This window comes from uncultured Parasphingopyxis sp. (genome assembly GCF_937129435.1).
In the GTDB taxonomy this organism is placed as follows: Bacteria; Pseudomonadota; Alphaproteobacteria; order Sphingomonadales; family Sphingomonadaceae; genus Parasphingopyxis.
This window is the reverse complement of record NZ_CAKZNF010000063.1, coordinates 1-11783: the sequence shown is the minus strand read 5'-3', so window position 1 is coordinate 11783 and position 11783 is coordinate 1. Positions and strand designations below refer to the sequence as shown.

The 11783-nt window shown below is 64.3% G+C and carries 17 protein-coding genes; 7 read left to right on the top strand and 10 right to left on the bottom strand.

Annotation, left to right across the window (positions count from 1 at the left end):
• Window positions 1-806 (bottom strand): Coq4 family protein (locus Q0139_RS10910; RefSeq protein ID WP_298021531.1); only part of this gene is annotated, 806 nt, incomplete at its 3' end.
• Window positions 807-879: 73 nt separating this feature from the next.
• On the opposite strand from Q0139_RS10910, the gene Q0139_RS10905 reads away from it, so the two are divergent.
• From Q0139_RS10905 to Q0139_RS10885, 5 genes are all read left to right on the top strand, one after another.
• On the top strand, window positions 880-1554 hold the full coding sequence (locus Q0139_RS10905) for a nitroreductase family protein (protein ID WP_298021528.1): 675 nt from the start codon (window positions 880-882) through the stop codon (window positions 1552-1554).
• A gap of 20 nt (window positions 1555-1574) precedes the next feature.
• Complete coding sequence (locus tag Q0139_RS10900; RefSeq protein WP_298021525.1) at window positions 1575-2828, top strand: DUF418 domain-containing protein; 1254 nt, start codon at window positions 1575-1577, stop codon at window positions 2826-2828.
• A 47-nt stretch (window positions 2829-2875) separates the two neighbouring features.
• Window positions 2876-3046: a (2Fe-2S)-binding protein gene (locus Q0139_RS10895; protein ID WP_298021522.1), complete on the top strand. Its 171-nt coding sequence runs from the start codon at window positions 2876-2878 to the stop codon at window positions 3044-3046.
• A 99-nt stretch (window positions 3047-3145) separates the two neighbouring features.
• Window positions 3146-3628 carry a bacterioferritin gene (gene bfr / locus Q0139_RS10890; RefSeq protein WP_298021519.1) on the top strand — a complete coding sequence of 161 codons (483 nt, stop codon included), beginning with the start codon at window positions 3146-3148 and terminating at the stop codon, window positions 3626-3628.
• A 183-nt stretch (window positions 3629-3811) separates the two neighbouring features.
• The gene (locus tag Q0139_RS10885; RefSeq protein WP_298021516.1) at window positions 3812-4978 is read left to right on the top strand and encodes a cupin domain-containing protein; all 1167 of its coding nucleotides are present in this window, start codon (window positions 3812-3814) and stop codon (window positions 4976-4978) included.
• Here the strand turns inward: Q0139_RS10885 and Q0139_RS10880 are convergent.
• The 6 genes from Q0139_RS10880 to panB all read right to left on the bottom strand — a co-directional run bounded on the left by Q0139_RS10880 (window position 4975) and on the right by panB (window position 10152).
• A complete protein-coding gene (locus Q0139_RS10880) occupies window positions 4975-5424 on the bottom strand; it encodes an Hpt domain-containing protein (protein ID WP_298021513.1) in 450 nt (149 codons plus the stop codon). The genes Q0139_RS10885 and Q0139_RS10880 overlap by 4 nt on opposite strands.
• A 102-nt stretch (window positions 5425-5526) precedes the next feature.
• A complete protein-coding gene (locus Q0139_RS10875; protein WP_298021510.1) occupies window positions 5527-5739 on the bottom strand; it encodes a sulfurtransferase TusA family protein in 213 nt (70 codons plus the stop codon).
• Window positions 5736-7103 (bottom strand): ribosome biogenesis GTPase Der, encoded by a 1368-nt coding sequence (gene der / locus Q0139_RS10870; RefSeq protein ID WP_298021507.1) that lies wholly within the window; start codon window positions 7101-7103, stop codon window positions 5736-5738. Before der ends, Q0139_RS10875 begins: the two co-directional genes overlap by 4 nt.
• Before the next feature lie 33 nt (window positions 7104-7136).
• Window positions 7137-8456 carry a PQQ-binding-like beta-propeller repeat protein gene (locus tag Q0139_RS10865; protein WP_298021504.1) on the bottom strand — a complete coding sequence of 440 codons (1320 nt, stop codon included), beginning with the start codon at window positions 8454-8456 and terminating at the stop codon, window positions 7137-7139.
• Window positions 8453-9202 carry a tetratricopeptide repeat protein gene (locus Q0139_RS10860; protein WP_298021501.1) on the bottom strand — a complete coding sequence of 250 codons (750 nt, stop codon included), beginning with the start codon at window positions 9200-9202 and terminating at the stop codon, window positions 8453-8455. The genes Q0139_RS10865 and Q0139_RS10860 overlap by 4 nt, the downstream gene beginning before the upstream one ends.
• 77 nt (window positions 9203-9279) lie before the next feature.
• A complete protein-coding gene (gene panB, locus Q0139_RS10855; RefSeq protein ID WP_298021498.1) occupies window positions 9280-10152 on the bottom strand; it encodes a 3-methyl-2-oxobutanoate hydroxymethyltransferase in 873 nt (290 codons plus the stop codon).
• A gap of 133 nt (window positions 10153-10285) precedes the next feature.
• On the opposite strand from panB, the gene Q0139_RS10850 reads away from it, so the two are divergent.
• On the top strand, window positions 10286-10711 hold the full coding sequence (locus Q0139_RS10850; protein WP_298021495.1) for a hypothetical protein: 426 nt from the start codon (window positions 10286-10288) through the stop codon (window positions 10709-10711).
• 3 nt (window positions 10712-10714) lie between these two features.
• The gene (locus Q0139_RS10845) at window positions 10715-10927 is read left to right on the top strand and encodes a helix-turn-helix transcriptional regulator (RefSeq protein ID WP_298021492.1); all 213 of its coding nucleotides are present in this window, start codon (window positions 10715-10717) and stop codon (window positions 10925-10927) included.
• A gap of 8 nt (window positions 10928-10935) precedes the next feature.
• Here Q0139_RS10845 and Q0139_RS10840 read toward each other — a convergent pair whose 3' ends face one another.
• From Q0139_RS10840 to Q0139_RS10830, 3 genes are all read right to left on the bottom strand, one after another.
• The gene (locus Q0139_RS10840; RefSeq protein ID WP_298021490.1) at window positions 10936-11217 is read right to left on the bottom strand and encodes a DUF427 domain-containing protein; all 282 of its coding nucleotides are present in this window, start codon (window positions 11215-11217) and stop codon (window positions 10936-10938) included.
• Between the two features lie 3 nt (window positions 11218-11220).
• Entirely contained in the window at window positions 11221-11574 is a 354-nt protein-coding gene (locus Q0139_RS10835; RefSeq protein WP_298021487.1) for an ArsC family reductase, read from the bottom strand.
• Between the two features lie 2 nt (window positions 11575-11576).
• On the bottom strand, window positions 11577-11783 hold a 207-nt coding region (locus Q0139_RS10830; protein ID WP_298021484.1), incomplete at its 5' end, for a hypothetical protein.

Genomic DNA, 11783 nt, shown 5'->3' with positions numbered 1-11783 from the left:
GCCGCGGTCCGTCCCATCAAATCATAGGGATCGCGCCCTTCTTCCTCGCGGAAGACGCGGTGGCATTCCTGGTACCAGCGCGGGCGGGCGATTTGCAGGCGTTCGCGTGCCGCTTCGAGGGGTTCGGCGAGGAGGCTTTCGATGCACTCCTCCTGCACGCGCGGGCAGCCCTTGCCGAGGCGCTTGGCCTCGTTGATCGCCTTGAACACGGGCGCCTTCGTCTTCGCCGTCTTCTTCATATTCGCGCCGCCCACATAGGCGATGAAGAGGTGCGCGGGCGCGGGCTGCTGGCCATAGGTGAAGGCGAGCACGCATTGTTCGCCGAGCGCATCGCGGCCATAGCCTGTGAGGACGTGGAGCAAATCGTGCGTGTCACGGCCGCGGTTGCCGTACCATTCGACCATGTCGCCATAGCGGCGGCGATCCATTTTCGCATCCTCGGCCACGAGACCGGCCGCAGTCAGCCCTTCGGCCTCCATGAAATCGCAATAGGCATGGGCGACGCTGCCTTCGGGCATGGCGCGGAGCCGTTCGTGATCGTCGAGCAGGTCGGGCAGGAAGCGTTCGCTGTCGAACAGCGCGCGGCCCTTCTCGCTCAACGCGAAGGCGCTCGCCTCGGCACGAAAGGCCTTGCGCGGCAGCGCTTCGAAGATGCGGAACACCTGTTCGGTGTCTTCCTTGTTCTGCACGAGCTTGCGGAAATGGTGCAGCGCCTTCAGCGGCCGCTTGCGCGGCCGGGGGCGATCGGGATGGACGAGCGGGCGCCCATCGAAGTCATGGCTCATTTCCATATTGGTGTGATGCATATTACTGACAATCTTGTCAATAGTGTTTCGCGGCTGCCTATGCGGGCAGCGCAAGAGCGGCTAAAGCGCCGCGATGGCCGATCATGAGACCGTCCCCTATACTGCGCTTCCTGCCTATTCCGACGAGGAGCGGGTCGCCCGTGCGCGGGCCTTTTACGAGGCAATCCGGACGCGGCGCACCTGCCGCCATTTCGCCGACATCCCGGTTCCGCGCCAAGTGATCGAGCAGGCGCTGCTGGCCGCCGGGTCTGCGCCCAATGGCGCGAACCACCAGCCCTGGCATTTCGCCGTCATTTCCGCGCCGGAGAAGAAGCAAGCCATTCGCGAAGCGGCCGAGGCGGAGGAGCGCGAATTCTACGCCGAGAAGGCGAGCGAGGAATGGCTCGAGGCGCTTGCCCCGCTCGGCACCGACGAGGTGAAGGAATATCTGGAGATCGCACCCTGGCTGATCGTGATCTTCGGGCAACGGCGCGGCGGGCCGAAGCCCGGCGACGACAGGCAGAACTATTACGTGACCGAAAGCGTCGGCATCGCCACCGGCTTCCTGCTCGCCGCGCTCCACGATGCGGGCCTCGCGACGCTGACGCACACGCCCAATCCGATGAAGTTCCTCAACGAACTCTGCGAGCGGCCATCGAGCGAGAAGCCGATGATGATCGTGGTCGCGGGCTTGCCATCCAAAAACGCCACGGTTCCCGTCCACGCGCTCGACAAGAAGCCGCTGGAAGCCATCTCGTCATGGCTCTGATCGCGCTCTAGGACAGATCGATGGCCACCACCGCCCCGCCGCCGCTCGACACGCGTTTCGTTTCGCTCGATCTCATCCGCGGGATCGCGGTCATGGGCATTTTGCTGATGAATATCGTCGCCTTCGCGATGCCGCACGGCGCCTATGGCAACCCTTATGCCTTTGGCGGTACCGGCCCCGCCGACCTTGCCGTGTGGGCAACCAATTTCGTGATCGCCGACGGCAAGATGCGCGGGCTGTTCTCGGTGCTTTTCGGCGCCTCGATGCTGCTCGTGATGGAACGCGCACAGGCCAAGGGCGACAATCCGCTCCTGACGCATTTGTCGCGGATGACGTGGCTGCTGCTGTTCGGCGCGATCCATGCCTATGCGATCTGGTTCGGCGATATCCTGATGCTTTACGCTGTCGTCGGCATGGTCGCCTGCATCTTTCGCGGCATGGCGGCGCACCGGTTGCTGGCGCTCGGCCTGTCGCTGATCTTCGCCCAGGCGATGCTGTTCGGGCTGATGATGCTCGGCATCATGACGCTGCGCAGCCAGGCGCTGGCCCCCGATGCGAGCGCCGATATCGTCAACGCCTGGGCCGACCTGCTCGCGCAAATGGGGCCGATGCCGCCCGATGAAGCGGCGCGCGATCTCGCGACCTATCGCGGCGGCTATGCCGGAATCCTCGGCGTCCGGCTCGGTGAGGAATTCTGGATGCCGCTCAAGGCAAACGGCTTTTCGATCATCGAGACTCTGGGCCTGATGCTCTGCGGCATGGCGGGCCTCAAATCCGGCTTCCTGACCGGCGAATGGGAACGGGCCGACTATCGGCGGCTCCTGCGTATCGGCTACTCGATCGGCCTGCCGGCGATGGTGATCCTGGCCGGGCTGCTGCTGGCGTCGGGTTTCGGCCCGGTCGCGCAGGTCGGGCTGGGATGGGCGCTGAAGACGCTGTTCAACCCGTTCGTCATCCTCGGCCATGCCTCCTTGGTCATCCTGTGGCTGAAGGCTTCGCCGGAAAGCAGGCTCGGCGCCCGCATCGCCGCCGCCGGACGCATGGCGTTCTCCAACTATCTCGGCACCAGTCTGGTCTGCACGACGCTCTTCTACGGCTATGGCTTCGGCCTTTACGGTGAGATGAGCCGCGCCCCGCTCTATCTGGTCGTCCTCGCCGTCTGGATCCTGATGTTGCTCTGGTCGAAGCCCTGGCTCGACCGCTTTCGCTACGGTCCGCTCGAATGGCTCTGGCGCAGCCTTGCGCGGCGCGAGCTGCAAAAAATTCGCCGTTGAACGCAATCCCTATTGCGACTTAATCTCAATAGCGCTATCCAAGGCGCATGGTTGTCTGCATCTGCAACGCGATTCGGGAGAAAGATCTCCGCGCAGCCGCCCGCAAGGGCGCGCAGACCCCGTCCATGGCCTATGCCCAGATGGGCTGCCGCGCCCGTTGCGGCCAGTGCGTCTCATTCGCACGCGAAATCATCAAGACCGAAGCTGCGACTGCTTAGCATAAGCGTCTGAAGCCCGCGGATTTCTGCGGATTTTTCACTATCCCCCACCCCATATAGTCGTTACACTCTTCGCCAATTCCCATTATGGAGGCCGCGATGAAGGGCGACGAGAAAGTCATCGAATATCTGAACGAGGCGCTGAAGAACGAGCTGACCGCGATCAACCAGTACTGGCTCCATCACCGGCTGCTCGACAATTGGGGCATCACGCGGCTTGCCCAGTTCGAGCGCGAGGAATCGATCGACGAAATGAAGCACGCCGACTGGCTGTCGGAGCGCATCCTCTTCCTCGACGGCCTTCCCAATTTCCAGCTGCTCGGGCGGCTGCGGATCGGCGAGAGCGTCGAGGAAATCCTCAAGGCCGATCTCGATCTCGAAGAAGAGGCGATCCCGCTGCTGCGCGACGCGATCGAGCATTGCGAAAAGGTCCGCGACTATGTCAGCCGCGATCTGTTTCGCCAGATTCTCGACAGCGAAGAGGACCATGTCGACGAGCTCGAAAAGCAGTTCGACATGATCGAACGCATGGGAATCGAGAATTACTGCCAGCTACAGTCGAAACCCGCCGAAGACGGATAGCCGGCATCGGCCGAACGGCGTTTGTCGCCGAAAGCCTGCCGTTCGTCGTTTTGGCGCACCCGTGATCGATTGCCGGCTGCGATTCGTCAAACCCCGCTTGTTTCCTCACCTGCTTCGGCAAGATTTGGCCGATGACGGTCGTGTCACGCCAAATGGCGGGCCGCCGCGCGATGGGGAAAGGCCATGCAGGATCGAGCGCGAAGGATTGTCGCCGACATGCTCGCGCCGCAATCGCTCGACGATTTCTTCGCACGCCATTTCGAGCGATCTGCGCTGTTCGTTCCCGCTGGCCAGCGGACAGGTAGCGCGCGCACGGGCGCGGAGGATCCGGAAATGGCGCTGCTCGCCGCCTATAAGACCGATGCTCACAATCTGACCAGTCACGCGGCCGATCCCGCCGGCCCGCCGCCGGGGCCGCGTCGCGCGGTCTCACGTGCCGACTATCGATCGCTTGTCGGCGATTATCATGCGCAGGGCCACACGGTTCGGATTCCCGCTTGTGGCGGGCATTTCCCGCATATCGCACGCTTTGCCCGGGCGCTGACCGAACTGATGTCCGTACCGGTCGAGACCGCGGCGTTCTGGAGCGCTGAAGGGGCGAAGGCGCCGGTGCATTATGACGATGAGGATCTGTTCGCGATCCAGATGCACGGCCGCAAGCGCTGGTTCGTCAGCACGGCGCCGCCGCGCCTGCCCAATCCGTGGCGGCAGATCGGCGAGCGGCCGCCGGAGCTGGGATCGCACAGCGTCATCGACATGGCGCCCGGCGACCTGCTCTACGTGCCGCGCGGCACGCCGCATTATGTGATCTCGACGACCGACTCGATTCATCTATCGGTGGGCTTCTCGCCGCTCACCGTGCGCGATGCCATCGTCGCGATGATCGACCAGCTTGCCGACCTGCACCGTCCATTGCGCGAAACGTTTGCGTCCGGAGCCGATGGGTCGAGAATAGCCGAAGGTCTTTCCCTGCTGACCCAGCAGGCCCGCAACCCGCGATTTCTCCAGGCAGCTCTGGCCAGTCGGACCTCGCGGATGATCGGAAAATTGCCGAAGCTGGAGCAGTCCACAGCAAAGCCCGACGCTCCGCCAAGCCGTGTGCGGCAGGCCGACCTCGCCATCGCCAGTGTGTTGAAGACCGCCGACATCATCGATTTCAGCCAACCCGGTACCCATATACTGATCCACCCGGGTGCCGAAGAGGCGGTGCGCTTTATCGCCGAGACGGACGAATTCTGGGTCGACGAATTGCCCGGAGGACTTGCCCCGGACGTGAGGAATGCGCTTGTCGCGCAATTTATCGGGTCGGGGTTTCTTGTTCCGGCCGATGGACCGGCGGCCGGACGTTAGAGCCGGCCGAAGCTCTGGTTAGACGATTCTTTCACGCCGAAGCGGCGGCGCTGGACCAGCGGGTTCGTTTCACGCAGCAGCTGTTCGAGGGTCTTGTTGAAGAGCGGACGCAATTTGGCGGCATCGGGCACGATTTCCTCCGGCGTCACCTGCGCCTCGACGAAATGCCGGGCCGAAAGCTCGATCTTTTCGGCAAGTTCGCTGAGCACGGTCGCACCGAACTGCGCCGCTTCGCCTTTCAGCGTGTGCGCGGGACGGACGAGCGCGGCGCTGTCGCGATCGCGCACCGCCGCCTCGATCAGTTCGACCGATTTGATGCCGTCTTCCTGGAAATAGCCGAGAATACGCGCGAAATGCGCACCGAGCTGGGCCCGCTGCGCTTCGAATTCCGGCCAGTTCACAAGAGTGTTTTCTTCAGCCAAAGACCCGGTCTCCGTGCAATCCATCGCCCTCGTATGCAGAATAGGCCGAGTTCGTAAAGAAGCCGTTTAGATTGATCGTCTTGCGCTAACGCACCGAAGATTTGTGCGTTTCGCAAGAAATCCGGATCAATTGTTGCGCGAGATCGCAAATCCATTGCCGATTTCGGTTTCGATCGCGCCGATATTCCAGCCGCGCTCTTCTGCGAGCGCCGCGATCTCCTTCGGCGCGACCGGGTCGTCGGCAACGATCGTCGCGCGCGATTGCCGGCGCATGATCCGGGCCAGCCGCAGGGCCGGCCAGGGACATTGCAATCCGCGCGCATCGATATCGACGCTCACGCGCCTTTCTCCCCATCATAGGGGTTTTTGGGCGCCCGCATCGTCAGCCGGACGGGCACCGCGCCGAAGCCCAGGTCGCGCCGGATGCCGTTCAACAGATAGCGGTGATAGCTGGTCGGCAACTGGTCGACCCGCGTACCGAACAGGACGAAGCTCGGCGGCCGTGTCCGCGCCTGGGTGATGTAGCGCAGCTTGATCCGCCGGCCCTTGGGCGCTGGCGGCGGGTTGCGCTCGATCGCATCGCGAAACCAGCGGTTGAGTTCGCCGGTGGACACACGCTTGGACCAGGCTTCACGCGTGGCGAAAGCCGCTTCGATCAGCGCGTCGGTTCCCTGCCCCGTCTTCGCCGAGACCGGCAGCAGCGGCACGCCGCGCACCTGCGCCAGCCCCTCGTCGAGCGCACGCGAAAGGCCTTCGAACAGGCCCTTGCGGTCTTCCGCTACGTCCCATTTGTTGACGGCGATGATGAGCGCGCGGCCTTCCTGCAGAACGGTATCGGCAATTTTGAGGTCCTGATGCTCGAGGCCCTTGGTGGCATCGAGCATCAGCACGACGACCTCGGCGAAATCGACGGCGCGCAGCCCGTCCGCGACCGATAGCTTCTCCAGCTTGTCGTTGACCTTGGCGCGCTTTCGCATCCCGGCCGTATCGATCAGGTCGACGCGCCGTCCCTGCCATTCCCAGGGCACGGTAATCGAATCGCGCGTGATCCCGGCTTCGGGCCCCGTGACGAGGCGGTTCTCGCCGAGCAGGCGGTTGACGAGCGTCGACTTGCCGGCATTGGGCCGGCCGACAATGGCGAGCTTCAACGGCCCCTCTGCACCCTCTTCCTCATCCTCCGCGCCGGCGTCTTCCGCGACGATCTCATCGACGAGCGGTGCAAGCCTGCCGAACAGATCGGCCATGCCCTCGCCATGTTCGGCACTCAGCCCCACAGGCTCCCCCATGCCGAGACCGAAGCTTTCATAGAGCCCGGCCTCGCCCGCACGCCCCTCGGCCTTGTTACCGACGAGCACGACCGGACGCTCGGTGGCGCGCAGCCAGCGGGCGATCTCTTCATCGAGCGGGGTCAGCCCGGCGCGCGCGTCGAACAGGAACAGCGCGATATCGGCGCCGGCGACGGCGGCCTCGGTCTGCGCGCGCATCCGGCCGGGAAGCGACTGCGCGTCTTCGTCCTCATAACCGGCCGTGTCGATGATGCGGAAATCGAGGTCGAACAGCCGCGCATCGCCCTCGCGCCGGTCGCGCGTCACGCCGGGCTGGTCGTCCACAAGCGCCAGCTTCTTGCCGACGAGCCGGTTGAACAATGTCGACTTGCCGACATTGGGGCGGCCGACGATCGCGATGACGGGCAGCCGCGCCATATGCCTTATCCTTTCCGCCCGGAAGCGGGCGTCCTAGCGCCAGGCGCTGAGCCGTCCGTCTTCGTCGAGCAGGAACAGCGTGTTGTTGGCGACGACCGGCGGCAGGTTGAAACTGGTATCGAGATCGTCGTTGCGACGGATCTCTCCGCTGGCCGGATCGGCGAACAGGAGATTGCCTTCGGACGATGTCAGGATCAGCTGGCCACCGGCGAGCACCGGGCCATGCCAGAAGATCGGACCGCGCCGGTCTTCGGGATCCCGGAAGCGCGGCAGCTGGCTGATCCAGCGAATCCGCCCATTCGAGCGCGCCACGGCCACGAGCCGCGCATCGCCGGTGACGATGAACAGCCAGTCGCCGGCAATCCAGGGCGTCGAGAGGCCGCCTGCATTGATTTCCCAGATCCGCTGGCCGGTCGTCAGCTGCAGTGCCACGGTACGCCCGCCTTCGCCCATCGCATAGACGATGCCGTTGTCGATCACCGGGCTGGCGTCGATGTCGGAGAGCGTGGAGACCGAGGTCGAAATGCTCGTCTGCGTCAGCGAATCCTGCCAGACGATGCGGCCATTCTCGTAGCGATAGGCGATCAGCTCGCCCGAGGAGAAACCTGCGACAAGCGTTCCCTGCGCCGAAGCGGGTGCGGCGACGCCGAACACGCCCGAGGTTTCGAGCGAACCGGCGGCCTGCCATGTCACATCGCCATTATCGGGGTTGAGCGCGAAGAGCTGGCTGTCCTGCGAAAGGACATAGACATTGCCGTTGGCCAGCGTCGGCGCACCGCGCAGCGGGCCGCCGGGGCGGACCTTCCATATCTGCGCACCGGTATTGGCATCGAGCGCCCCGGCATAGCCCACGCCGTTGGTGACATAGAGCCGGTCGCCCGACAGGCTGACACCGCCGCCAAACAATGCGCTGTCGCCGTCGATATCGGTGCCGAAGCGGGTGCGCCACACTTCGCCGCCCGTCTGCACGTCGAACGCACGGACAGTGGCGTCGTTGTCGATCGTATAGACGCGGCCGTTGCCGACCACGGGCGCCGCAGCAAGCCGCGCGCGGTTGCTGCCGGCCTCGCCGATCGAGACCGACCAGGCGCGCACCGGCGCGCCGCCCAGCGCCAGATGGCCGAGATTCTTCGAAGCGCTGCCGCCCGGCTGCACCCAGGCCGCATTGGCGGTCGGGGCCGGAACGACGACCGGGACGGTCGCGATCTGCGCGTCGGCCGTCAGGTCGTCATCGTTTACGAGGATCGGGACCCGGTTGCCGACCGTCGGCGTCACTTCAGGATCGCCGCCCCCGAACAGGCCGCATCCCGACAGAGCCAACGCCAGGCCGGCGAGCATTAGGTTACGCATCATTGTTCACTTCCCGCTACTGGCGGCGCAGCCGGTGGCGGCGCCGCTTCCTCATCCATATCAACCGGTTCGTCCGGCACCGCGTCGACGCCGAGCGTGCTGGCCAGCTGCACGGCACGGGCGCGGATCGAGCCGGGCACATCCTCATTCTCCGCCAGCGCGGCCCAGAGCCGGCCCGCGGCTTCATCGTCGCCCTTTTCCATCATCGCCAGCGCGGTCAGTTCGCCGGCGCTTCCGAACCAGGGACTTTCGGGAACGGCCAAGGCCGCCAGCCGATCGATCACGGCCTGTGGCTCCATCTCTTCGAACTGGACCGATGTCTGGCGGATTAACGCCAGGTCGCGATAGGGCTGCGGCAGGTCCTCGTCGGCCACCATCTGGGCGAAATATTGCGCCGCGGCGTCCTCATTGCCGCCCCGCAGCGCCAGGTTCGCGCGCTGGAGAAGCGCCGAAGCGCGAATGGCGGCGCGCGGCGATTCCGACAGCGCGGCGAGATCCTCGTCGAGCCCGTCGGTCGAGCCGTCTTCATAGCGTTCGATCGCGCTGCTGAGCGCGGCGGCCTCTTCACCCGCCGCCTGGTTCTGGCTGTGCGAATACCAGAGCCAGCCGCCGAAACCGGCCAGGCCGACAACGATCAGACCCGCGAGCCACGCACCCCAGCGCTTCCAGAATTCGGACGCCTGATCGCGGCGGACTTCCTCGTCCACTTCGCGCATGAAAGCCGAATTGTCTTGCGGCGTGATAGCCAATGCAATCTCTCCGTGAAGCTGTGGCGGCGGACCTTAGCCGCGCGCCGCGATAAGGGAAAGCGGGGGCGCTTCCAAGCCTATTGTGCGGGCTGGTAGGTCTGTTCCTTCGCCGGAAAACTGCGCGACCGCACATCGGCGGCATATTGCGCCACGGCCTTTTCGACCATTCCCGCCATGTCATCGAACTTCTTCACGAAGCGCGGCACGCGTTCGAACAGGCCGAGCATGTCCTCGCCGACCAGCACCTGCCCGTCGCACTGGGCCGTCGCGCCGATGCCGATGGTCGGGCAGGATACGGCCTTGGTGACGTCGATCGCCACGGGTTCGAGTACGCCCTCGATGACCACGCTGAACGCGCCGGCATCGTCGATCGCCTTGGCGTCGGCCATCACCTTGGCCGCCGTCGCATCGTCGCGACCCTGCACCTTGTGACCGCCGAGCACGTTCACCGCCTGCGGCGTGAGGCCGACATGACCCATTACCGGGATGCCGCGCCGGGTAAGAAAGGCCACGGTCTCGGCCATCGCCTCGCCGCCTTCCATCTTGATCGCTGCGGCGCCCGTTTCCTTCATCACGCGCGTCGCCGATCGGATCGCATGTTCGGGGCTTTCCTCGTAGCTGCCGAACGGCATGTCGACGACGACGACGCTGTGATAGCTGCCGCGCACGACGGCGGCGCCATGCGCGATCATCATGTCGAGGCTGACCGGCACCGTCGAATCGAGGCCGTAAATCACCTGCCCCAGCGAATCGCCGACGAGGAGCAGGTCGCAATGCGGGTCCATGATCTGCGCCATCCGCACGGTATAGGCGGTCAGCATGACCAGCGGCTCGCCGCTCTGGCCGTCGGTCTTGCGCTTGCGGATCGCCGGCACCGTCAACCGCTTCATCGGCTTGGGCGTCGGATGTGCGCGGTCGGTCTTGGTGTCGAGTGTGTAGGTCGTGGACATGGAAGACCGCTTAGCCGTTTGGCACGCGCGCCGAAAGCATAGCGAGCGCGTGAAAGCCGTCAATGTCGATAATGATTGACTCAATGTTATTTATTTTTAACATAGCGTGCGAATCATTTAACAGGAGCCTTCCATGTCCTTCCATGAAAAGAGCCGCTGGATCGCGCTTGGCGCCAATCTGCTCGTCTGGGGTTGGTATTTCATCACTATCCTGACCGCGGTCGACAACGGCTATCCCGACGAGCCCTATCTGTTCGGCCTGCTGGTCGGCGTGATCGTCGCGATGATCGTCATCCATGTCGTCGGGCACACGGTCGTAGCCCTGCTGAAGCCGAGCGAGGCGCGCACGGAATTGGATGAGCGCGAACGCGCGATCGAAAACCGCGCCAGCGCGCGGGCCTATGAGATCCTGAGCTTCGGGCTGGTGATCGCATTGGGCGCCGCACTCTACGAATGGAACACCTTCGTCGCGATCAACGGCGTGCTCTTCGCCTTCATCCTCGCCGAAAGCGTGCGCTACGTCCTAGAAATTCGCGCCTATCGCCGCGGGCTGGCCTGATCGGTGGCCAGGCTTCCCTTCACCAACGACATTCGTACGCTTCGCTTCCTGGCCGGCGAGATGACGCAGGCCGAACTCGGCGAGAAGATCGGCGTTACCCGCCAGACGATCGCGGCGATCGAGCAGGGCAAATATTCACCCACGCTCGAAGCCGCCTTCCGCATCGCGCGGGTGTTCGGCAAACCGCTCGACGAAGTATTCCGCTGGGAAGGCTAAGATTGTCCTCAGCCGATCTCGACGCCTTTCCAGAAGGCGATGCGATCGGCGATTTCGGCGGCCGCTTCTTTCGGATCGGGATAGTACCAGGCGGCATAGGGATTGCGTTCGCCACCGGCCTCGACGGTATAATAATGCGCGGTGCCCTTCCACGGGCACACGCTCTTCGTGGTGCTTGGCAGTAGCTTGCTCTCGTCGACCGAATCGCGCGGGAAATAGTGATTGCCCTCGATGACGACCGTGTCGTCGCTTTCCGCGATGACCTCGCCGTTCCAGCGTGCGGTGACCATGTCCTATTCCCCGTCGAATGCCGCCGCGTAGTCGGCCGGCGAAAAACCAACCATCAACGGCCCGTCGCGTTCCACCACCGGCCGCTTGATCATCGAGGGGTTGGCCGCCATCAGCCGCACCGCCTTTGCCGCATCGATATCGGCCTTGTCGGCATCGGACAGCTTGCGGAAGGTCGTGCCGCGCCTGTTGAGCAGCGGCTCCCAGCCGACCTCGGCGACCCAGGCCTCCAGCTTCGCCTCCTCGATCCCGGCTTTTTTGTAGTCGTGGAAATCATAGGAGAAGCCATGATCGTCGAGCCACGTCCTGGCCTTCTTGATCGTGTCGCAATTGGGGATGCCGTACATGGTGACAGCCATTGTCACTCCTCGTCCTTGCGCGTGAATTCGGCGACGACGCGAGCGCCGTTGTTGAGCAGTTCGCCGCCGGCATGATCGGTGCACGCCGCTTCGGCTTCCTCCTGCGAACGGAAGGTGCCGAGCGTCTTCCATCCATACCAGCGCTTGTGCTGCGCCAGATACCAGTCGGTCCAGGTGCGCCCCTGGAACAGCGCTTCCCAGATCGATTT

Coding starts and splice junctions, on each gene's coding strand:
- Q0139_RS10850 (WP_298021495.1), top strand. CDS start 10,286: ATGTCCTTCCATGAAAAGAGCCGCTGGATCGCGCTTGGCGCCAATCTG.
- Q0139_RS10895 (WP_298021522.1), top strand. CDS start 2,876: ATGGTTGTCTGCATCTGCAACGCGATTCGGGAGAAAGATCTCCGCGCA.
- Q0139_RS10865 (WP_298021504.1), bottom strand. CDS start 8,456: ATGATGCGTAACCTAATGCTCGCCGGCCTGGCGTTGGCTCTGTCGGGA.
- Q0139_RS10885 (WP_298021516.1), top strand. CDS start 3,812: ATGCAGGATCGAGCGCGAAGGATTGTCGCCGACATGCTCGCGCCGCAA.
- Q0139_RS10840 (WP_298021490.1), bottom strand. CDS start 11,217: ATGGTCACCGCACGCTGGAACGGCGAGGTCATCGCGGAAAGCGACGAC.
- der (WP_298021507.1), bottom strand. CDS start 7,103: ATGGCGCGGCTGCCCGTCATCGCGATCGTCGGCCGCCCCAATGTCGGC.
- panB (WP_298021498.1), bottom strand. CDS start 10,152: ATGTCCACGACCTACACACTCGACACCAAGACCGACCGCGCACATCCG.
- Q0139_RS10905 (WP_298021528.1), top strand. CDS start 880: ATGGCCGATCATGAGACCGTCCCCTATACTGCGCTTCCTGCCTATTCC.
- Q0139_RS10835 (WP_298021487.1), bottom strand. CDS start 11,574: ATGGCTGTCACCATGTACGGCATCCCCAATTGCGACACGATCAAGAAG.
- bfr (WP_298021519.1), top strand. CDS start 3,146: ATGAAGGGCGACGAGAAAGTCATCGAATATCTGAACGAGGCGCTGAAG.
- Q0139_RS10900 (WP_298021525.1), top strand. CDS start 1,575: ATGGCCACCACCGCCCCGCCGCCGCTCGACACGCGTTTCGTTTCGCTC.
- Q0139_RS10880 (WP_298021513.1), bottom strand. CDS start 5,424: ATGGATTGCACGGAGACCGGGTCTTTGGCTGAAGAAAACACTCTTGTG.